The organism is Solirhodobacter sp. (assembly GCF_964715405.1).
The window spans coordinates 34590-54077 of record NZ_CBAICG010000016.1 but is presented as its reverse complement, the minus strand read 5'-3'; the positions used below and the strand labels follow the sequence as shown (position 1 = coordinate 54077).

18 protein-coding genes are annotated in these 19488 nt (G+C 67.5%); 7 read left to right on the top strand and 11 right to left on the bottom strand.

Translation table 11 applies throughout. The features are described 5' to 3' along the window. Window positions 1-108: 108 nt before the first annotated feature. On the top strand, window positions 109-567 hold the full coding sequence (locus AC11WY_RS09245) for an Lrp/AsnC family transcriptional regulator (RefSeq protein WP_482924691.1): 459 nt from the start codon (window positions 109-111) through the stop codon (window positions 565-567). A 12-nt stretch (window positions 568-579) separates the two neighbouring features. Here AC11WY_RS09245 and AC11WY_RS09240 read toward each other — a convergent pair whose 3' ends face one another. Both AC11WY_RS09240 and dksA read right to left on the bottom strand, forming a co-directional pair. Then, window positions 580-1746 (bottom strand): FAD-dependent monooxygenase, encoded by a 1167-nt coding sequence (locus AC11WY_RS09240; RefSeq protein ID WP_482924690.1) that lies wholly within the window; start codon window positions 1744-1746, stop codon window positions 580-582. 87 nt (window positions 1747-1833) lie between these two features. Then, window positions 1834-2256, bottom strand: coding sequence for an RNA polymerase-binding protein DksA (gene dksA / locus AC11WY_RS09235; RefSeq protein WP_482924688.1), 423 nt, complete (start codon window positions 2254-2256; stop codon window positions 1834-1836). Window positions 2257-2435: 179 nt separating this feature from the next. Between dksA and AC11WY_RS09230 the strand changes: the two genes are divergently transcribed. The 4 genes from AC11WY_RS09230 to AC11WY_RS09215 all read left to right on the top strand — a co-directional run bounded on the left by AC11WY_RS09230 (window position 2436) and on the right by AC11WY_RS09215 (window position 5892). Then, a complete protein-coding gene (locus AC11WY_RS09230) occupies window positions 2436-3275 on the top strand; it encodes an AAA family ATPase (protein WP_482924686.1) in 840 nt (279 codons plus the stop codon). Window positions 3276-3299: 24 nt separating this feature from the next. After that, the gene (locus AC11WY_RS09225; RefSeq protein WP_482924685.1) at window positions 3300-3743 is read left to right on the top strand and encodes a GNAT family N-acetyltransferase; all 444 of its coding nucleotides are present in this window, start codon (window positions 3300-3302) and stop codon (window positions 3741-3743) included. Window positions 3744-4537: 794 nt separating this feature from the next. Beyond that, window positions 4538-4702 carry an apolipoprotein acyltransferase gene (locus AC11WY_RS09220; RefSeq protein WP_482924683.1) on the top strand — a complete coding sequence of 55 codons (165 nt, stop codon included), beginning with the start codon at window positions 4538-4540 and terminating at the stop codon, window positions 4700-4702. A 5-nt stretch (window positions 4703-4707) separates the two neighbouring features. Beyond that, a complete protein-coding gene (locus AC11WY_RS09215; protein ID WP_482924682.1) occupies window positions 4708-5892 on the top strand; it encodes a vWA domain-containing protein in 1185 nt (394 codons plus the stop codon). Between the two features lie 212 nt (window positions 5893-6104). Here the strand turns inward: AC11WY_RS09215 and AC11WY_RS09210 are convergent, their stop codons facing one another. The 5 genes from AC11WY_RS09210 to AC11WY_RS09190 all read right to left on the bottom strand — a co-directional run bounded on the left by AC11WY_RS09210 (window position 6105) and on the right by AC11WY_RS09190 (window position 13146). Then, complete coding sequence (locus AC11WY_RS09210) at window positions 6105-8486, bottom strand: hybrid sensor histidine kinase/response regulator (RefSeq protein WP_482924680.1); 2382 nt, start codon at window positions 8484-8486, stop codon at window positions 6105-6107. A gap of 61 nt (window positions 8487-8547) precedes the next feature. Beyond that, entirely contained in the window at window positions 8548-9726 is a 1179-nt protein-coding gene (locus AC11WY_RS09205; RefSeq protein ID WP_482924679.1) for an RsmB/NOP family class I SAM-dependent RNA methyltransferase, read from the bottom strand. 51 nt (window positions 9727-9777) lie between these two features. Further along, the gene (gene guaB, locus AC11WY_RS09200; protein ID WP_482924677.1) at window positions 9778-11226 is read right to left on the bottom strand and encodes an IMP dehydrogenase; all 1449 of its coding nucleotides are present in this window, start codon (window positions 11224-11226) and stop codon (window positions 9778-9780) included. A gap of 78 nt (window positions 11227-11304) precedes the next feature. Beyond that, the gene (locus AC11WY_RS09195; protein WP_482924675.1) at window positions 11305-12282 is read right to left on the bottom strand and encodes a TDT family transporter; all 978 of its coding nucleotides are present in this window, start codon (window positions 12280-12282) and stop codon (window positions 11305-11307) included. 75 nt (window positions 12283-12357) lie between these two features. Next, complete coding sequence (locus AC11WY_RS09190) at window positions 12358-13146, bottom strand: phytanoyl-CoA dioxygenase family protein (protein ID WP_482924674.1); 789 nt, start codon at window positions 13144-13146, stop codon at window positions 12358-12360. Between the two features lie 82 nt (window positions 13147-13228). Between AC11WY_RS09190 and AC11WY_RS09185 the strand changes: the two genes are divergently transcribed. Further along, the gene (locus AC11WY_RS09185) at window positions 13229-14203 is read left to right on the top strand and encodes a LysR family transcriptional regulator (RefSeq protein WP_482924672.1); all 975 of its coding nucleotides are present in this window, start codon (window positions 13229-13231) and stop codon (window positions 14201-14203) included. Continuing rightward, complete coding sequence (gene speB / locus AC11WY_RS09180) at window positions 14173-15132, top strand: agmatinase (RefSeq protein WP_482924671.1); 960 nt, start codon at window positions 14173-14175, stop codon at window positions 15130-15132. Before AC11WY_RS09185 ends, speB begins: the two co-directional genes overlap by 31 nt. A gap of 105 nt (window positions 15133-15237) precedes the next feature. Here speB and AC11WY_RS09175 read toward each other — a convergent pair whose 3' ends face one another. The 4 genes from AC11WY_RS09175 to AC11WY_RS09160 all read right to left on the bottom strand — a co-directional run bounded on the left by AC11WY_RS09175 (window position 15238) and on the right by AC11WY_RS09160 (window position 19487). Then, entirely contained in the window at window positions 15238-15381 is a 144-nt protein-coding gene (locus AC11WY_RS09175; protein WP_482924669.1) for a hypothetical protein, read from the bottom strand. A gap of 151 nt (window positions 15382-15532) precedes the next feature. Beyond that, window positions 15533-16621, bottom strand: coding sequence for an ABC transporter ATP-binding protein (locus tag AC11WY_RS09170; RefSeq protein ID WP_482924668.1), 1089 nt, complete (start codon window positions 16619-16621; stop codon window positions 15533-15535). Window positions 16622-16636: 15 nt separating this feature from the next. Then, window positions 16637-18265 carry an alpha-amylase family glycosyl hydrolase gene (locus AC11WY_RS09165; RefSeq protein WP_482924666.1) on the bottom strand — a complete coding sequence of 543 codons (1629 nt, stop codon included), beginning with the start codon at window positions 18263-18265 and terminating at the stop codon, window positions 16637-16639. 4 nt (window positions 18266-18269) lie between these two features. Further along, window positions 18270-19487, bottom strand: coding sequence for a carbohydrate ABC transporter permease (locus tag AC11WY_RS09160; protein WP_482924664.1), 1218 nt, complete (start codon window positions 19485-19487; stop codon window positions 18270-18272). Between the last annotated feature and the right edge of the window lies 1 nt (window position 19488).

Sequence of the window (19488 nt, the reverse complement as noted above, 5' to 3'; positions counted from 1 at the left end):
GTCATGTTTCCCTGACCGGGAGTGTAGCGCATCAAGCGTGGGATTGGCTCACAATTTTCACGCCGGATCAGCTTTCCATGTGGAAATATTCCCGCTATATTCACCGATATGGAGATATTTGACACGCTGGATCGCAAGATCCTCGCCGCCCTGCAACGTCAGGCCGACCTGCCGCTGGAAGAGCTTGGCGCCCGTGTCGGGCTGTCGCGTAACGCGGTGTGGCGGCGCGTCAAGATGCTGGAGGCGGCGGGGGTGATCCGCGCCCGCGTCGCGCTGCTGGACCCCGAGGCGGTCGGGCTGGGCCTGACCGTCTTCATGCTGATCCGCACCGACCGCCACGCCCCCGACTGGCTGGAGAAATTCGCCCGCGCCACCCGCGACATGCCGCAGATTCTCGGCGCCTACCGGATGACGGGCGATCTGGACTATCTGATCCGCGCCCGCGTCGCCGACGTAAAGGGCTATGACCGGCTTTATCAGGCGCTGGTCGCACGGGTGGAACTGGCCGATGTCTCGGCCAGTTTCGTGATGGAAGAGATCAAGGAAACGACCGAACTGCCGCTGTAGGGCCTGCCTCGCTCAGGCCGTCACATCCAGATCGTAGAGCCAGTCGAACTTCCTCAGCGCAAGACCCGGCGCCAGCGCACCACCCAGCCGCAGCCCCAGATGCGCCAGCGACCGCACCGGCCCGCGCAGGTGGTAGTTGCGCGCATTCGCGGTGGCCGCCGCGACGATGCGCGTCACCCGCGCCTCGCGCGCCAGTTGATAGGCGGCAAAGGCGGCCCCGGCGCTGTCGTGGCGGGCGAGTTCGGCCGCCAGCACCCAGGCATCCTCCAGCGCCATGTTCGCGCCCTGCGCGAGGAACGGCAGCGTCGGATGCGCGGCATCGCCCAGGATTACCGCCCCGTGCCCATACCAGCGCGCGGCCACCGGATGGCGGAACAGGCCCCAGAGGTTCACCTCTTCGACCTGCTCCAGCCAGCCCTGCACGCGGGGCGCGAACCCTTCGAAGGCCAGGCGCAGCGCCAGCGGATCGTCGGTCGCCGACCAGCTTTCCTCGGCCCAGCGGTGCCGCTCTTCCACCGCCACGATGTTGCGCAGGGTGCCGCCGCGCAGCGGATAGCTGACGATGTGGCGCCCCGGCCCCATGAAGACCTCGGCCACCGGCGCCTCCGCAGCCCGGCCGGGGATCAGCGCGCGCCAGGCGACCTGATGGGTGAAGAAGGGCGCGACCTGCCCGTTCAGCGCCGCGCGCACCTTCGAGTGCAGCCCGTCGGCCCCGATCAGCAGCGGCGCCTCGCTCAACGCGCCCTGCGCCGTGGTCAGGCGCGGCGGGTGATCCCCCAGCGTGACCTCGCCGATCTGCTGCAACAGCAGGATCCGCACCCCCGCGGCCCGCGCCGCCGCGGCCAGCATCGCGATCAGGTCCGCGCGGTGCAGGAAGTAGAACGGCTGCTGCGGCCGGTGCCGGGCCAGATCGAGCCGCAGCACCGTGCCGCCGCCGATCCCGTCACGCAGTTCGGCCGCCTGCGCCCGCGTCCCGATCCGCGCCAGCTCGTCGCCCAGGCCGAGCGCGCACAGAACAGCGACCCCGTTCGGGCTGATCTGCAACCCGGCGCCGACCTCGCGGATTTCGGCCGCCTGTTCCAGCACCGTGACCTGCGCACCCCGCCGGGCCAGCGCGATCGCCACCGCCAGACCGGCAACGCCGCCGCCCAGCACCGTCACCTCTTGCCCGATCAGCATCGCCCTGCCCCCCCGCATCACGCAAAACGCCGGAGCCTTTCGGCCCCGGCGCAGAAAGTCCGGCCCGCGGGCCCCGGAACGCCCGTCTCAGTCTTCGCGGTGAACCCGTTCGCGCCGCTCATGCTTTTCCTGCGCTTCCAGCGTCATCGTGGCGATCGGGCGCGCATCCAGCCGCTTCAGGCTGATCGGCTCGCCCGTCATTTCGCAGTAGCCGTATTCGCCGTTCTCGATTCGCCGCAGCGCCGCATCGATCTTCGACACCAGCTTGCGCTGGCGGTCACGGGTGCGCAGTTCGAGCGCGCGGTCGGTTTCCTCGCTGGCCCGGTCGGCCAGATCGGGCACGTTGCGCGCCGAATCCTGCAAACCCTCGATGGTCTCGCGGCTGCCGTTCATCAGGTCGTTTTTCCAGACAATCAGCTTGCGGCGAAAGTATTCCAGTTGCCGCGCATTCATGAACGGCTCGCCCTCGGCGGGGCGGTAGTCTTCGGGAAGAAAGACCTCGGCCTTCATCTCTGCTCCCTCTTGCAGTCCGGAATGAATTGAAATCTGGTCGGCTGGCATCCGGCACCTCTTGGGCGCTGCCATACCGCAACGGATTGGGCTTGTCACTAGGAGACCGGCCGGGTTGCGGCAAATTCGACCTCTGCTAGGCTTGTCTCAATCGAACCGCGGAACCCCTGAAAAGCGTTATGAAATTCACATCGACCGCCGCCTATGTCGCGACCGACGACCTGACCCTTGCCGTCAACGCCGCGGTGACGCTGGAACGCCCGCTGCTGGTGAAGGGCGAACCCGGAACCGGCAAGACCGAGCTTGCCCGCCAGGTCGCCGCCAGCCTTGGCCTGCCGCTGCTGGAGTGGCACGTGAAGTCCACCACCAAGGCGCAGCAGGGGCTTTACGAATACGATGCCGTCAGCCGCTTGCGCGACAGCCAACTGGGCGACGCGCGGGTGCATGACGTCAGGAACTACATCCGCAAGGGCAAGCTGTGGCAGGCCTTCGAGGCGCCGGGCAAGGTCGTGCTTTTGATCGACGAGATCGACAAGGCCGATATCGAGTTCCCCAACGACCTGTTGCAGGAACTCGACCGGATGGAGTTTCACGTCTACGAAACCGGCGAGACGGTGCAGGCGCGGCATCGCCCGATCGTCATCATCACCTCGAACAACGAAAAGGAACTGCCCGACGCCTTCCTGCGCCGTTGCTTCTTCCACTACATCCGCTTCCCCGATGCCAACACGCTGCGCGCCATCGTGGCCGTCCACCACCCCGGCATCAAGGAGGCGCTGCTGACCGCCGCGCTGACCCAGTTCTATGAAGTGCGCGAGACGCCAGGGCTGAAGAAGAAACCCTCGACCTCGGAAGTGCTGGACTGGCTGAAGCTTCTGCTGGCCGAAGACCTTGCGCCCGACGACCTGAAGCGTGACGGCAAGAGCCTGCTGCCGAAGCTGCACGGCGCCTTGCTGAAGAACGAGCAGGATGTGCACCTTTTCGAACGCCTCGCCTTCATGGCGCGCGGCCAACGCTGACCCCATTTGAGAAAAGGACCGACCATGACCCTGACCATCCGTCCGCTGACCGCCAGCGACGAAGCCGAATGGCGCCGCCTCTGGACCGCCTACCTAGCCTTCTACGAAAGCACGGTCAGCGAAGAGGTCTATCAAAGCTCGTTCGCGCGGATGCTCTCGGGCGATGACCACGAATTTCACGGCCTGATCGCCGAGCTCGATGGCAAGGCGGTCGGCCTCGTGCACTACCTCTTCCACCGCCACGGCTGGCGGGTGGAAAACGTCTGCTACCTGCAAGACCTCTACGCCGACCCCGAGGTGCGCGGCCAGGGCATCGGGCGCGCGCTGATCGAGGCGGTCTATTCGGCGGCAGATGCGGCCGGGGCGCCGCCGGTCTACTGGTTGACGCAGACCTTCAACACCACCGCCCGCCAGCTTTACGACCGCATCGGCGTGGTGACGCCGTTCATCAAGTACAACCGCCGTTGATCCGGGGCGGGGTTCGGGAGTCCGGGCGGCGCGGCACGGGCGACCCCCGGGCCTTCCCGGACGGGCGCGATGCGGGCAAAGCCGATTGCGGCCTCGGGGCATCGGTGCGAGGGGCCCAATTGCCAGCGGCCTTTCGCCGCGCCAACGCCCCAGCGCGGCCCCCGCGCGATCACGCGGCTGAACCGCAAGCCCGTCTCGCCGCCAAGGCGTTCCGGGGCTTGGCGGCGCCCCGATACGTTGTCCGCAGGAGGCATGTCGTCCCGCCACGGCGCGCCCCATCGCGGGTCGTGTGTTCGTGGCACCGCCCCGCCCCCCTCAGAACGCACCGCAGCCAAGGCGTTCCACGGCTTGCGGGCGGTCCCGTCAAGGCGCCCCGGTACCCGGAGCCTGCGCCCTGATTCACCGAGCGCTTTGGCCCGCGCCGTCAACGCCCCCGGACCATGTCGCCGCCAAGGCGTCTCAAAGCGTGGCCGCGAAAGGCCAAGGCGTGCCCCTTCGCCACCGGTCTTCCGACTCGCACCGCCCCCGATCCGGACACCACGCGATCGGGACACCACGCGATCGGGACACCGCGCGATCGGGACACCGCGCGATCGGGGCAACGCTCTAATGCCCGGCGTCCGACCTCCCGCCGCCGCAAGTGCCGCCGGAACGCCTCCGGGACGTCGTGCCGCAGGATCGGCGGCCCGGCTCGACACTCCGCGCCGGGCAGGCTATGGCTTCGGCTCGAACGCGAGGACGCAAGCGGAACGCGAGCACGCGACCGCCCCGGCGCCGGAAAGGACTGACGCAGAATGATCGTATACGCCGCAATGCTGATCGGGGCCGGGTTCGGCGCGCTTCGCGCCTACCGCCGCAAGGGAAGCGGCCTCGATATTGCACAATACGCGGGCGTTTACCTGATCCTGTTCGGCATTCTCGGCATGTTCCTGACCATCTTCCTGGAACGGATGCTCTAGCCGCGATGTTCCTCCCGTTCTTCGAGACGCTGCGCAGGTCGGGGGTTCCGGTGTCCCTGCGCGAGTATCTCGGGTTTCTGGAAGGGATGCGCGCGGGCCTCGTGACCTACGACGCCGAGGGCTTCTACCACCTCGCCCGGCTGACGATGGTGAAGGATGAACGCCACATCGACCGCTTCGACCGCGCCTTTGCGGAATGCTTCCGCGGTCTTGACGCGGTGCCCGCCGGGGCGGTGCTCGAGGCGCTCAACCTGCCCGCCGATTGGCTCGCGAAGATGGCCGAGCGTTTCCTGACGGCACAGGAGCGGGCCGAGATCGCGACGCTGGGCGGGTTTGAGGCCCTGATGGAGACGCTCCGCCAACGGTTGGCCGAGCAGCAGGGCCGCCACGAGGGGGGCTTCAAATGGATCGGAACGGCCGGAACATCGCCGTTCGGCGCCTGGGGCGACGCCCCCGAGGGTGTGCGGATCGGCCAGACCGAGGCTCGTCAGGGCCGGGCCGTCAAGGTCTGGGACCGGCGCGAGTTCCGCGACTACGACGACCGCATCGAACTTGGCACCCGAACCATCAAGGTGGCGCTGCGACGGCTGCGCCGCTGGGCGCGCGAAGGGGCGGCGGAAGAACTCGACCTTGACGGCACGGTCCGCGCCACCGCCGAGCATGGCTGGCTCGACCTGCGCACCCGGCCCGAGCGCCGCAATGCGGTCCGGGTGCTGCTTTTCCTCGACGTGGGCGGCAGCATGGATGCCCATGTCCGCGCGGTGGAGGAATTGTTCAGCGCCGCCCGCACGGAATTCAAGCACCTCGAACAGTTCTGTTTCCACAACTGCCTTTACGACGGCGTCTGGCGCGACAGCCGCCGCCGATGGGAGGCGCGGATCCCCACGGCCGAGCTTCTGCGGACCTATGGGCGCGGCTACAAATGCATCTTCGTCGGCGATGCGAGCATGTCGCCCTATGAAATCACCCATCCCGGCGGCGGCGCCGAACATTGGAACCCCGAGCCGGGGCGGCTTTGGCTCGAACGCGCCCGTCAGCAATGGCCCGAAACGCTTTGGATCAACCCGGTCCCGGAAGCCCATTGGGGAATGACACCCTCGATCGGGCTGGTGCGAGAGGCCATCGGCGGTGCGATGGTGCCGCTCTCGCTTGAGGGCCTGACGCGTGGGATGCGCCTGCTCGCGGGCTGACACCCATGGCGTGGCGGACCCGCGGCGAGATCCCGCCCCGCCGAAGCGACAGCTGGATGAAGCAAAGAGATTGCCAGGAAGATTTGGCCTCAGGCCCGGTCGTCGCGGCCGCACCAAAGGACAGTGCGGGACGGGAGAGCGCCGCAGCGCGTCATCACCCGGTCCGCAGGCGGTCTTCAGCCGGTGTTGCGTCCGCGCAAGGTGGGGATCGGTCAATGGATCTGCCCCTGAACCGTCGCCGTCAACTCGCCCAGCGAAAACGGTTTCGGCAGGAAGACAGAGTTCGGGATGCGCGCCTGGGTCTCGGAAAACGAATCCTCGGCATAGCCGGAAACGAAGACCACACGCACCTCGGGGCGTTCCTTGAGCGCCTCGCGCACCCAGCTTGGTCCGTCCATCCCGGGCATGATGACGTCAGTCACGAAGACGTCCACCCTCAGGTCGGGATCGGCCAGCATGTCGAGCGCATCCTCCGCGTTTTGAGCCTCGAGCACGGTATAGCCGCGCAGCCGAAGAGCGCGCGCGGCAAAGGCACGCACAGGAGCCTCGTCCTCGACCAGAAGCACAACACCCTCACCCACACGTAGCTCTGGAAGGTTGACGCCCTTCGGCAGGCCATCAGGCACCCCGGACTTTGTCGTTGCGCCGTCGGTCTGATCGACAATGTGCCCCTCGAAGACCGGGAAATAGAGCGAAAAGGTCGTGCCCGTGCCAAGAATGCTGTCGACGAAGATGAACCCACCTGTCTGCTTGACGATCCCGTAGGCGGTCGAGAGGCCAAGCCCCGTGCCTTCCCCAGGGCGCTTTGTGGTGTAGAACGGTTCGAATATCTTGGTCAGCCGTTCCGGCGAAATGCCCGTGCCCTCGTCGCGGACGCGGATGATGACATAGCTGCCCCGCGGCACCACCGCCCGGTCGCGCAGCAGGTCTTCGGCCAGCGTGCGGTTTTCGGTCTCGATCCAGACACGGCCGCCATCCGGCATGGCGTCGCGTGCGTTCACGATCAGGTTCATCAGAACCTGTTCCAGTTGTCGCTTGTCGGCCCGGATCGGATCAAGCGCCTCATCGTAGCCGCGAACCAGCGTGACCCTTTCGCCGACGAGACGGTTCAGCAGATGCATGAGGTCGCCGAGGGTCTCGCGCAGGTCGATGACCTCGGGCTTGAGCGTTTGCTTGCGCGAAAAGGCGAGCAGTTGCCGCACGAGGCTGGCGGCGCGGTTGGCGTTCTGGTGCACCTGGACGAGATCGGCATAGTCCGGGTCATCGCGCTCATGCCGCAGCAGCAGCAGGTCGCAGTGTCCCGAGATCGCGGTCAGCAGGTTGTTGAAGTCATGCGCGACACCGCCTGCAAGCTGGCCGATTGCCTGCATCTTCTGACTCTGCGCCACTTGGGCCTCGAGCGTCTTGAGTTCGGTCGCATCGCTCAATACGGCCAGAACACCGGGCGTTCCGTTGTCGACGGTGCGGCGCAACGATATCTGCAGAAAGCGATCGGCCTCGAGCCGTGTTGCCCGCAGCACCTCGGCGCGCGACGGACCGCGACCGTCGAGCACGTCCTTGAGCCAATCGCCAACCGGGCGGCCGAGTCCCTCCACCAATTCGGTGAACGGGGGGGTTTCCTCCCGAGCGACGGCCAGCAGATCGCGCGCGATCCGGTTGGCACGCTCCACTGTCCCCTCGGCGTCAAGCCTGACGAGCGCAACAGGCAGTTCCTCGAACGCCGCCTCAGTGGGGCCAAGCGACCGTTCGCCCGCTGCGGCGGCCGTCAACAGGTAGATCTCCCGCCGCTCGCCCGCGCCCTCGACCTCGGCGACGAGCGCCCGGAGCGGACCATCGGCGCCGGTGACGATGGTCTCTTCCCCCGACCGTAGCGGCAGGTGGCGAAAGACCCGGTCGAGCGTCTTCGGACGCCCCCCCACGAGACGTCGCATCACGTCGTTCATGAACAGGATCGTTCCGCCCTTGGAGGCGACCATCATCGGAAGACTCAGCGACTCGGCCCCGCGTGAGGGCGCGCTGCGTTCAAGCATCTCCTCAAGCCGCCACAGGAACCGCCGCCCGCCGATCCGGTGCACCGACAGGCGGGCATGGCCGCGCCGGGTCACCACATCTTCGCGCGCGGCGCCGATCGCGGCCGCCTTGGACTGCAGGCGGAACATCACCGCCGAGGGGTTGGCGAAGAGGTTTCCCATCGCGCGAACCAGCGTCTCGCCACCCTGCGGGCCGAAGCGATCGCCGGCCGAGGCGTTCTGGAAGTCGATCTGGCCCACGGAATCCGTGCAGAAAGTCGGCGCGGCGTCATGGGCCACCAGCGCCTCGACCTGTCGACGCAGCGTGGCCAGACGCCGCCGCAGCACCACGCGCCCGAGGGCGATGAAGATCGCAAGAATGAGAAACACGCCCCCGCCCGAGGCCAGCATGAGCCGCGAGAACGGTTCGGTCATCAGGGCGGCCGCCACCAGGCAACCGACGGCAAGAGCCAGCAACCAGCCGAGCCGGGCCCAAAGGCCCGCGGCGGTATCGGTCAGCGGCAGGCGGGTCAGCGCCGGGTTCGACACGATGAGGCTCCGTTTCAGATTCGGTTGCCCTGTCATAGGCCCCCGAAAATCTTAAGCCGTGATTAAGACCGAAGCTTTCCCCTTCCGCGTGATCACTTCAAGTTCTAATTCGCCTCAAGATTGCAATGAAGAACCCGTCACCGCCGTCGAGCGGTGTCAGCCGCCGCTCTGCCACCACCTGCCAGCCCGGCGCGGCGACGAGGAAGCCCGAGATCTGCATCCGGTTTTCTATCTCCAGCAGCGAACATGTCGCGTAGGCCAGCATTCCGCCGGGCGCCACAAGCTTTGACGCCGCCATCAGAATTTCCGCCTGAAGCCGGATCAGGTCCGCCAGCCGCCCGGGCGTCAGCCGCCACTTCGCCTCCGGCGCGCGGCGCCAACTGCCGCTGCCCGAGCAGGGCGCATCGACCAGCACGAGATCGAAAAGGGCGGTCCTGTCCAACTCGACCGTCGTCAACGGCTTCACCGTGGTTCCGGCCCGCGCGGCCCGCGCCGGAAGGTCGCGCATCCGGCCGGGGTCGATGTCATGCGCAAAGGCAAGGATCGGCGCGCGGGCCGCCATCGCCAGCGTCTTGCCGCCGCCGCCCGCGCAATAGTCGAGCACGCGCTGGCCGGGGGCCAGCGGCAGCAGATCCACGACCGCCTGCGAGGCCGCATCCTGCAATTCCACAAGGCCCTGGGCATAGGCCGCACTTGTCTGTATTTTCCGTGCGTTTTCCGTGACTTCCAGCGCAGTCTTCGCAAGCGGATGCGGCCTCGCCCGGATGCCCTCGACCGCCAGCGCCGCGACCGCATCAGCCACCCCGACGCGGGCGAGATTGACACGCAGGAACACCGGCGCACGATGCCGCAGCGCCTCCATCGCCGCGGCGAAGTCATCGCCCAGGCTGTCACGAAGGGCCGGGGCGAGCCAGTCCGGGCAATCGAGCGCAACCAGAGGATCGAGCGTCAGCGCGATGCCAAGATATGACTTTTCGGCCTCGGTCAGCGGCGCCGGCGCATAGCCCTCGCCGGTGAACAGCGCGGCCGGATCGGCCCCCGACGCGCGCAGGGCGCCGAGCATCAGCCCGCGCCCGGTATCCGCCCCGCCGAGGGCCGCGAAGGAACGCCGACAGCGCAGCGTATCGAAGACGTGATCGCGGATCGCGGCACGGTCGCCGGACCCGGCGAAGCGGTTGCCGCGCGCCCATCCGGTCAGCGCCTGTTCAGCCGGAGTTCCGGCGACGATGCGGTCAAGAATACCGATCGCCGCCGCGATGCGGGCGCCCGGCGTCATTGCGCCACCTGCTTCAACATTACCGTCGAAGCCATTGATCTTGCGTCCTTCTCAGCCGACGCGATAGTTCGGGCTTTCGCGCGTGATCTGGACGTCATGCACATGGCTTTCCTTCAGCCCGGCGCCGGTGATGCGCACGAACTGGCAATTCTCACGCATCTGCGCGATCGTGCCATTGCCGGTGTAGCCCATCGCGGCGCGCAGACCGCCGACCAGTTGGTGGATCACCGCCGCGGCCGAACCCTTGTAGGGCACCTGACCCTCGATGCCTTCCGGCACCAGCTTGTCGGACGCCGCGTCCTTCTGGAAATAGCGGTCGGCCGAGCCGCGCGCCATCGCGCCGAGGCTGCCCATTCCGCGGTAACTCTTGAAGCTACGCCCTTGATACAGAATGATTTCTCCGGGGCTTTCGTCGGTGCCAGCGATCGCCGAGCCGACCATCGCGCAGGACGCCCCCGCGGCGATCGCCTTGGCGAAATCACCGGAATACTTGATGCCACCGTCGGCGATCACCGGGATGTCGCCCGCCGCACCCGCCGCATCCATGATCGCGGTCAGTTGCGGCACGCCGACGCCCGCGACAATGCGCGTGGTGCAGATCGAACCCGGACCGATGCCGACCTTCACCGCATCGGCGCCCGCCCCGATCAGCGCCCGCGTCGCCTCGGCGGTGGCGACGTTGCCCGCCACCACCTGCACCGAGTTCGAGAAGTTCTTGATCCGCTCCACCGCCATCGCGACGCCTTCGGAATGGCCATGCGCGGTGTCGATCACCACCATGTCCACCCCCGCCTCGATCAGCGCCTGACTGCGCTCGAAGCCGGCATTGCCGACGGTCGATGCCGCGGCGACGCGCAGCCGCCCCAGTTCGTCCTTGCAGGCGTGCGGGTTCAGCACCGCCTTTTCGGTGTCCTTCAGTGTCAAGAGGCCGGTCAGACGGCCCTGCCCGTCGGTCACCAGCAGCTTTTCGATCCGCCGCGCCTTCATCAGGCTTTTCGCGGTCTCAAGATCGGCAGGCTCCTGCAACACGGCGAGGTTGTCAGAGGTCATCATCACCCGCACCGGCGTGCGGTCGTCGCTGGCAAAGCGCATGTCGCGGTTGGTGACGATGCCGACCACGCGGCCGCGTTCATCCACCACCGGAAAGCCGGTCACGTTGTAGCGGTCCTGCAACGCCTTGGCGTCGGCCAGCGTCTGGTCGGGGGTCAGGGTGATCGGCTTGTAGACGATGCCCGACTCGAACCGCTTTACCCGGCGCACCTGATCGGCCTGTTCCTCCAGCCCGAGGTTGCGGTGGATCACGCCGATCCCGCCCGCCTGCGCCATCGCAATCGCCATGCGCGCCTCGGTCACCGTGTCCATCGCCGAGCTGAGCAGGGGGATGTTCATGCGGATCGCCTTCGTCACGAAGGTCGCCGTATCGGCCTCGGACGGCAGCACCGAAGAGGCAGCCGGAACCAGAAGCACGTCATCGAAAGTGAGAGCCTCGCGAATCTCCATGGGGGTCTCCTTGGGAGCTTTCGTTTGGCGGTTCCCTATTTCACGGGTGGCGGGGTTTGGAAAGGGGCGAATTGCCGCTCAGGCCACGGCGGCGGCGGTGCGCGGGCCAAGCTGGCCCTTGGCCCAGAGTTGCAGCACCCGGTAGGCGATGGCGGGCACCGCGCCACTGGCCAGGATCAGCGCCGCCACGCCCAGCAGGCGGCCCGCATCGCCCGTCCCCACCGTGCCAAGCGCGAAGCCCGCACTGGCCAGCGCCGCCAGCGGAAAGGTGAAAGCGCCCCAAAGCGGCGAGAAGCCCGCCGCGGTGATCCAGCGCGCCCCGGCCAGCAGGGTCAGCGCCAGCGCCACCGCGACTGCCCCGAACCCGGCAGCCAGCAACGGCCAGCCCAGCCCGGCCGCGACTATGGTAAAGAGGCACGCCGGACCAAGGTGGATCGACAGCAACGGGCGCAGCGGCGCGGGCACCGTCTCGCGCGCGAACTGCAGCGCGCTGACGGCCCAGATCGCCAGCGCGGCCAGCAGGGTGGCGACCAGGATGACCTGCGCCAGCAGGATCAGCCCCAGCGGCACCGCCGCCAGCGCGCCGATGACGAACCCCGCGAAGCTCAGGTGCCAGGCCGGGGTCACCCGGCGCTGCGCCGCTGGCGCGGTGACAAGGTGGCGGATCAGCAAGAGTGCAAGCCCCGCGTGCAGCCCGAGCCCCAGCCAGAGCACCGCCGCCGCCAGATCCGACCCGTAAGGCAGCGCCACCGAAGCGAGCAGCATCACTGATCCCGTCATTGCGGCAAGCCCGGTTCGTCCGGGCAGCGTGCGCATCTCCTCCACCAGCACACCGCGGCGGCGCGCCACCTTGACCCCGTAGGCGACAAAGCAGAACAGCGCCAGCAGCGTCACAGCGCCCAGCAGCGCCTCGGCCAGATCGCCCGGTTGGCCAAGCACCCCCAGCCCCTGCCGCCAGGCGAGGCCAAGCCCCAGGAGCCCCAGCAGTGGCGGAAAGATCGCGGGGGGTGTCGCGCTCCAGAAGGCGGGGCGCGGCTGCGGGCGGAACGGCTTCATCGGTCACTCTCCTGTCACGGCGGGGTGACCCTGGCCTTTCCGCGCGCCCCGCGCAATGCGGCGCAAAGGTTTCCCTCAGCGCAGATAGGGAAACCAGTCCTCGCGCAGCCGCTGGCCCGCCTGCATCCCGTGGCCCGGATAGGGCGGCGAGGTGCGGCCCGGCCGTTCCACATAGACCACGTCGTCGCCCAGCAGCCGCAGCGAAAACGCCCGCCGCCGGTTGCCCGTGGTGTTGCCGCGCGCGCCATGCAGCGTGCCGTAGTTGAAGGCCACCGCGTCACCCGGTTCCATCGCCCACTCGCGGATCTCCATCCCCTCGGCGTCGGGGTCGGGCACGGCCATGTACTTCTCGGGGTCGGGGTAGAAATTCGTCTCCGACAGCCAGCGCGTCGGCAGCACCTCGCGCTCCCACTTATGGGAGCCCGCCACGCAGCGCAGGCTGGCCTCGCGCACCGGGTCCATCGGCGACCAGAAGCTGATCGTCTGCCGCCCGCCAACGAAGTAATAAGGCCCGTCCTGATGCCAGGGCGTCGGCTTCGAGGTGCCGGGCTCCTTCACCAGCACATGGTCATGGAACATCTGCACCCGCGCAGACCCCATCAGCGCCGCCGCCACATCCGCCACATCCGACTGGCGGATCACCTCTTCGAACTCGGGGATGCGGGTCCAGTTGCAGTAGTCGTCAAAGAACCGCCCGCCCTCGCCCGGCTTCAGGTTCTCGGCCCCGTAGGGACCGGGTTCGGCCATGTTGCGCTCGATCCCCGCGCGGATCACCTCAACCCGATCGGCCCAGAGCCCTTTCACCAGCACGACCCCGTCGCGCTGATAGGCCTCGATCATCTCGTCCGTCACCTGCGTCGCCATGCTGGCCTCCTGTTGCGCCGGGATGGACCTTGGCCGCGATGGGGCATAAATTCCAATAATACTTCTCAACGTGCGCCATAGCGTGCCCCTATCCATCACTCTCCGCCAGCTTGAATACGCCGTCGCCATCGCCCAGCACGGCGGCGTCACGGCGGCCGCCGAGGCGCTGCATGTCTCGCAGCCCGCGCTGTCGGTCGCGCTCGGCCAGTTGGAGGCGCATCTGGGCCGGCCGCTCTTCCTGCGCCGCAGCGGCGGGCCGATCGCGCCGACCTCGTTCGGACGCGATTTCCTCGACGCGGCGGCGGCGCAGCTTGCCGCCCTCGGCCGCCTTGTCGCAGGCGAGGCGACCCAATCCGCCCCGGTGCCCTTCGCCTGCTTCGAGGATCTGGCGCCCGTGGTCCTCGCCCCGCTCCTGCGCCGTCTCGCCGCCGCTGCGCCCGATCTGCGCCTGGCGCCGCAGGTGCTCGGCTTCGAGCCGCTGATCGCCGCCCTGCGCGGCGGCCGCATCGACCTGGCCGTGACCTACGACCTCGGCCTTGATGCCGGGATCGCGCGGCACCTGCTGGCCCGGGTGGCGCCCCATGCGGTGCTCGCCGCCGATCACCCGCTGGCCGGGCGCGCGCGCCTGACGCTGGACGACCTCGCGAACCAGCCGCTGATCCTGACCGATCAGGGCCTCAGCCTTGGCCACATGCGCCGCCTTTTCGCCGACCGTGGCCTTGCCCCGCAGATCGGCCATCGCGCGCCGACGCTCGACCTGATGCGCAGCCTCGCCGCCAACGGCCTCGGCATCGGCCTCAGCTACACCCGCCCCGCCACCGACCGCAGCGCCGACGGGCGCGCGCTGGTCACCCGGGCACTGGCCGATGCCGGGCCGGGCGAACCGGTGGTGCTGGCGACCCTGACCGGCAACCCGCTGTCGCCCGCCGCCGTGCGGCTCGCCGATCTGATCGCCGGGATGCGTGACCTCTTGCCCGAATCCTCCTCGGTCGAAACGATGGCGCCCAGCGAGAAGGAGACCCAAGCATGGCCCACGGCTACGAGACCGGACGACTGAACCTGCCCTTCGTCGGCATCGCCACCTTCGGCAAGCGCCGCTATGTCGAGGACTGGTCGCAGATCAAGGCCGACGCCGCGATCCTCGGCGCGCCGTTCGACTTCGGCACCCAGTTCCGCGCCGGCGCCCGCTTTGGCCCGCGCGCGGTGCGCGAAGCCTCCACCCTCTTCTCCTTCGGCCATGCCGGCGCCTATGACCACGAGGATGATGTGACCTACCTCGGCCCCGAGGTCACCATCGTCGACATCGGCGACGCCGACATCATCCACACCGACACCGAACAAAGCCACGCCAACATCGAAACCGGCGTGCGCGCCATCCTCGACGCGGGCGCCCTGCCGGTGGTGATCGGCGGCGACCACTCGGTGAACATCCCCTGCATCCACGCTTTCGCCGGGCGCGGCCCGATCCACATCCTGCAGATCGACGCGCATCTGGATTTCGTCGATGTCCGCCACGGCGTGCGCCACGGCCACGGCAACCCGATGCGCCGCGCCGCCGAACAGGCCCATGTCACCGGCATCACCGCGCTCGGCATCCGCAACGTCTCCTCCACCGCGCGCGACGGCTACGAGGCCGCCCGCGCGATGGGCGACGATATCCTCTCGGTGCGTCAGGTCCGCGCGCTCGGGGTCGAGGGTGTGCTGGCCCGCATCCCCAAGGGCGCGCGGCTTTATGTGACGATCGACATCGACGGCTTCTGCCCCTCGATCGCGCCGGGCACCGGCACCCCCAGCCACGGCGGCTTTCTCTACTACGAGGTGCTGGAAATCCTGCAAGGCGCCGCGAACACACATGAGATCGTCGGCGTCGATCTGGTCGAGGTCGCACCCGACTACGACCACAGCGGCTCCACCGCCATCCTCGCGGCGCAGGTGCTGCTGAACCTCCTCGGCTTCATCTTCCATGCCAGACAGCATGGACGCTAGCCCGGCGCCTCCTATCCTTTCGGTCTGAAAATATCCCGGGGGTCCGGGGGCAGCGCCCCCGGCCTTCGCCGGGGCAGGCTCCCGGCACCCGCCGCCGCCTGAAGGCTACTTCTTGCCCTTCTGCGCGTCATTCAACCGCGACGCGGTGTTGGTCACCACGGCGGCCATGCCGGCGGTGGCCAGCACCTTCGGCTTTTCCTTCTTCGGCTTCTTGGCTTCCTTGTTCGTGCGGATCTGACCTTTGGCCATCGTTCTCACCTTTCCGGCTCATGCCCCGGTGCGGTCCCATGACCGGCAGGGCAAAGCGCGCGCCGGGGTGCGGGGGGCAAAAGGCGCCCCCGCGCGCGGACTTCGCCCAAGGATTGCGCCCGCTCCGCGCCGCTGTCAACGCCCCGCGCGCTCAGCGGTAAAGCAGCGAGCGGCCGTTCGAGAACAGGTGAATCTTCTTCGGGTCGGCGGCCAACCGCACCGTCTTGTGCCGCAGGTTGGCGTGGATGCCCGGCAGCTTGGCGATCACCTGCGCCGCCTCTCCCTTCCGGTCGAAGTAGAGCAGCGTCACCTCGCCTAGTGCCTCGGAAATGCCGACGGTGCCCTCGAACAGATGCTCCTCGGCCTCGGTCGGCACCATGTCCTCGGGCCGCGCGCCAACGTTCACCTTCAGACCCTTGTCGGTCGCCCGCGTCGGGATGGCGCAATGCACGAGGCCGCCGACCGACAGTTTCACCACCGTCTCCGGCCCGGTCTCGACAATCTCGCCCGGCAGCAGGTTCATCGCGGGCGAGCCGATGAATTGCGCCACGAACTCGTTCTCGGGGCGCTCGTAAAGGTCCAGCGGGGTGCCGACCTGGCTGATCCCGCCGCCCGCCAGCACGACAATGCGGCTGGCCAGCGTCATCGCCTCGACCTGGTCGTGGGTGACGTAGATCATCGTCGATTCCGGCATCTGCTCCTTCAACTGCGCGATCTCGATCCTTGTCGCCACCCGCAGCGCCGCGTCAAGGTTCGAGAGCGGTTCGTCGAACAGATAGACCTTGGGGTCGCGCACGATGGCGCGGCCGATGGCGACGCGCTGGCGCTGACCACCCGACAGCGCCTTGGGCAGCCGGTCGAGGTAGGGCGTCAGTTGCAGCACCTTCGCGGCCTTGTCGACCGCCGCGGTGATCTCGGCGTGCGATTTCTTCGCGATCTTCAGCGCAAAGGCCATGTTGTCGCGCACCGTCATGTGCGGGTAAAGCGCATAGCTCTGAAACACCATCGCGATGCCGCGTTGCGCCGGTGGCACCTCGTTCACCACCCGCCCGTCGATCGACAGCGTGCCGGAGGTGATGCTTTCCAGCCCCGCCACCATCCTGAGCAGCGTCGATTTTCCGCAGCCCGAGGGGCCGACGAACACGATCAACTCGCCCTGCTTGATGTCGAGGTTGATGTTCGACAGCACCTTGACCTCGCCATAGGCCTTGGCAATGTCCGTCATGATCAAATCGGCCACGTTCCGTCCCTCCCCTCAGGTCTGCCGCCGCGCCAGGCATGCCTGCCAGGGCGACAACGCGACCGTGTTCCCGCTGATCTTTTCCACCGCCCCGAGATCGACGCCAAGCGCCGACCACGTCCCCTCGGGCAGCGTTACCTGCACGGTCCTGTCGCCCAGATTGAAGGCGCAGAAGATGACCTCACCGCCCGCGCGGCGCGCAAAACGCAGCACATCGCCATCGGCCTGCATCGCGTCCGATGTGCCCGCCACCAGCGCCGGATGCGCGTGGCGCAGCGCCACCGCGCTGCGATAGTGGTGCAGCATCGAGCCCGGATCGCGCACTTGTTCCGACACCGCCATCGGCAGATGCTCGGCCGCCACCGGCAGCCAGGGCTTGGCGGCCGAAAACCCGCCGTTCGGCCCGTGCGACCAGACCATCGGCGTGCGACAGCCGTCACGACCCTTGAACTCGGGCCAGAACTCGATGCCATAGGGGTCTTGCAGGTCTTCGAAGGCGATCTCGGCCTCGGGCAGGCCCAGTTCCTCGCCCTCATAAAGGCAGACCGACCCGCGCAGGCACATCAACAGCGTCGTGTAAAGCCTTGCTGCAGCGTCGGAAAGGTTCCAGCGCGTGACGTGGCGCACGACGTCGTGGTTGGAATAGGCCCAGCACGGCCAGAAATCCGGCGCGGCCTTTTCCAACCGTGCGAAGGTCTCTGCCACCGCCTGCGCCGTCAACTGTTTGGGTTGCAGCATCTCGAACGGGTAGCACATCTGCACCTTGTCGCCGCCCGAGGTATATTCGGCCATGATCTCCAGGCCGCGCTGCGCATCCCCGACCTCGCCCACCGCGGCGGCGTTGTAGGGATCAAGCTCGGCGCGGAATCTGCGCAGGAAATCAAGGTTTTCCGGCTGGTTCTTGTCAAAGAGGTGGAGCTGGTGGTTATAGGGGTTCACGCTCGGCGCGATGGAATCGTTGCGCAGTTCTTTCGGCAGCGAAGGATTGTCGCGCAAGTACTTGTCGGCGATGTAGAAGTTGATCGTATCGAGGCGGAAGCCGTGGACCCCGCGCTTCAGCCAGAAGCGCACCACATCCAGCAGCGCCTCCTGCACCGCGCCGCAATGAAAGTTCAGGTCGGGCTGCGAGGTCAGGAAGTTGTGCAGGAAATACTGTTCGCGCCGCGCATCCCAGGCCCAGGATGACCCGCCGAAGACCGACAGCCAGTTGTTCGGCGGCGTGCCATCCGGCTTGGGATCGGCCCAGACGTACCAGTCGGCCCTGGGGTTGGTGCGGTCCGCCCGGCTCTCCTTGAACCAGGGATGCTGGTCCGAGGTGTGGCTGAGCACGAGGTCGATCATCACCTTCAGCCCCAGTTCCCCCGCCCGCGTCATCAGCGCGTCGAAGTCGGCGAGGCTGCCGAACAGCGGATCGACATCGCAGTAATCGCTGACGTCGTAGCCGAAGTCCTTCATCGGCGAGGTGAAGAACGGGCTGATCCAGATCGCATCGGCGCCCAGCGCCGCGATATGGGCCAGCCGGTCGGTGATGCCCGCAAGATCACCCACCCCGTCGCCGTTGCTGTCCTGATAGCTGCGCGGATAGATCTGATAGATCACCGCGCCGCGCCACCAGTCGTTGGTCGTGGTCTTGTTCATCGTCATTCCGTCATTTCACCGAGCCGGCCAGCAGACCGCGCACGAGGTATTTCTGCAGCGCGAAGAAGACCAGCAGCGGCACCGAGATCGACACGAAGGCCGAGGCCGCCAGAATCTCCCAATCGCCGCCATGCGAGCCGAGCAGGTCTTTCAGCTTGCCGGTCATCACCAGCGAATCCTGCTGGTGGCTGAGGAACACGGTCGCCACCAGCAGGTCGTTCCAGGTCCAGAGGAACTGGAAGATCGCGAAACTGGCCAGCGCCGGAAACGACAGCGGCAGCACGATCCGGGTGAAGATCTGGAAGTCCGTCGCGCCATCCACGCGCGCGCTTTCGATGATCTCGCGCGGCAGGCCGACCATGTAGTTGCGCAGCAGGAAGATCGCCAGCGGCAGGCCAAACCCGGTATGGGCGAGCCAGACGCCCAGATAGCTTTTCGGGTTCAACCCGATCTGGGTGCCGTCATCGGAGACCTGCCCAAGCCCGGACACCTGCATGATCGTGCCGATGGTCCCGTGCAGATTCACCGCCGTCGCCTTGCCGATGTCATTGTAAAGCGTCAGGATCGGGATCAGCGACATTTGCAGCGGCACGACCAGCAGGCCGACGATGATCGCGATCAGCAACGAGCGGCCCTGAAACGGCATCCAGGCCAGCGCGAAGGCGGCATAGGCCGCGATCAGGATCGGGATCACGGTCGAGGGCACCGCCACCGTCAGCGAATTCATGAAGGCGCGCAACATGCCGTTCGCGCTGAGCACATGGGTGTAGTTGCTGAACGTGAAGGCGGGCGGCGTCCGCGCGGTGTAGAAGATGCGCTGGCCGCCGTCGAGTTTGGCCGGGCCCGAAAGCTCATAGCTGCCGTCGGCCTTCACGCTCAGCGTGACGCCGTCGCCAAGGTCGGCCACCTCGCCCGGCTTGAACTGCGCGGGCTTCAGGCTGGTGCGGCCAAAGGCCACCACGGTGCCGCCGTGGTCCAGCACATTGCCCGCGATCACATAGCGGTCGCCCACCTGGGTCTGCGCCGAGCCGTCCGGCGTACGGGTGACCGAATTCTGTTCGGCGCTCGACAGCGCCGTCCACCAGCCGGACACGGTGATCTGGTCGGCGGTGCGCAGCGAGGTGATGAACAGCCCCGCCGTGGGTAGGGTCCAAAGCACAACCAGCAGCAGCACCGACAGGTGAACCACCCAGACCAGCGGGGATTTGCGGCCTCCTATGCCCAGCATC

Excerpts from the sequence above, each read along its gene's own strand:
- AC11WY_RS09215 (WP_482924682.1), top strand. The coding sequence starts at position 4,708 with ATGTTCCTCCCGTTCTTCGAGACGCTGCGCAGGTCGGGGGTTCCGGTG.
- dksA (WP_482924688.1), bottom strand. The coding sequence starts at position 2,256 with ATGAAGGCCGAGGTCTTTCTTCCCGAAGACTACCGCCCCGCCGAGGGC.
- AC11WY_RS09210 (WP_482924680.1), bottom strand. The coding sequence starts at position 8,486 with ATGACAGGGCAACCGAATCTGAAACGGAGCCTCATCGTGTCGAACCCG.
- AC11WY_RS09245 (WP_482924691.1), top strand. The coding sequence starts at position 109 with ATGGAGATATTTGACACGCTGGATCGCAAGATCCTCGCCGCCCTGCAA.
- AC11WY_RS09190 (WP_482924674.1), bottom strand. The coding sequence starts at position 13,146 with ATGGCGACGCAGGTGACGGACGAGATGATCGAGGCCTATCAGCGCGAC.
- AC11WY_RS09225 (WP_482924685.1), top strand. The coding sequence starts at position 3,300 with ATGACCCTGACCATCCGTCCGCTGACCGCCAGCGACGAAGCCGAATGG.
- AC11WY_RS09165 (WP_482924666.1), bottom strand. The coding sequence starts at position 18,265 with ATGACGATGAACAAGACCACGACCAACGACTGGTGGCGCGGCGCGGTG.
- AC11WY_RS09175 (WP_482924669.1), bottom strand. The coding sequence starts at position 15,381 with ATGGCCAAAGGTCAGATCCGCACGAACAAGGAAGCCAAGAAGCCGAAG.
- AC11WY_RS09160 (WP_482924664.1), bottom strand. The coding sequence starts at position 19,487 with ATGCTGGGCATAGGAGGCCGCAAATCCCCGCTGGTCTGGGTGGTTCAC.
- speB (WP_482924671.1), top strand. The coding sequence starts at position 14,173 with ATGGCCCACGGCTACGAGACCGGACGACTGAACCTGCCCTTCGTCGGC.
- AC11WY_RS09240 (WP_482924690.1), bottom strand. The coding sequence starts at position 1,746 with ATGCTGATCGGGCAAGAGGTGACGGTGCTGGGCGGCGGCGTTGCCGGT.
- AC11WY_RS09195 (WP_482924675.1), bottom strand. The coding sequence starts at position 12,282 with ATGAAGCCGTTCCGCCCGCAGCCGCGCCCCGCCTTCTGGAGCGCGACA.
- AC11WY_RS09220 (WP_482924683.1), top strand. The coding sequence starts at position 4,538 with ATGATCGTATACGCCGCAATGCTGATCGGGGCCGGGTTCGGCGCGCTT.
- AC11WY_RS09230 (WP_482924686.1), top strand. The coding sequence starts at position 2,436 with ATGAAATTCACATCGACCGCCGCCTATGTCGCGACCGACGACCTGACC.
- guaB (WP_482924677.1), bottom strand. The coding sequence starts at position 11,226 with ATGGAGATTCGCGAGGCTCTCACTTTCGATGACGTGCTTCTGGTTCCG.
- AC11WY_RS09205 (WP_482924679.1), bottom strand. The coding sequence starts at position 9,726 with ATGACGCCGGGCGCCCGCATCGCGGCGGCGATCGGTATTCTTGACCGC.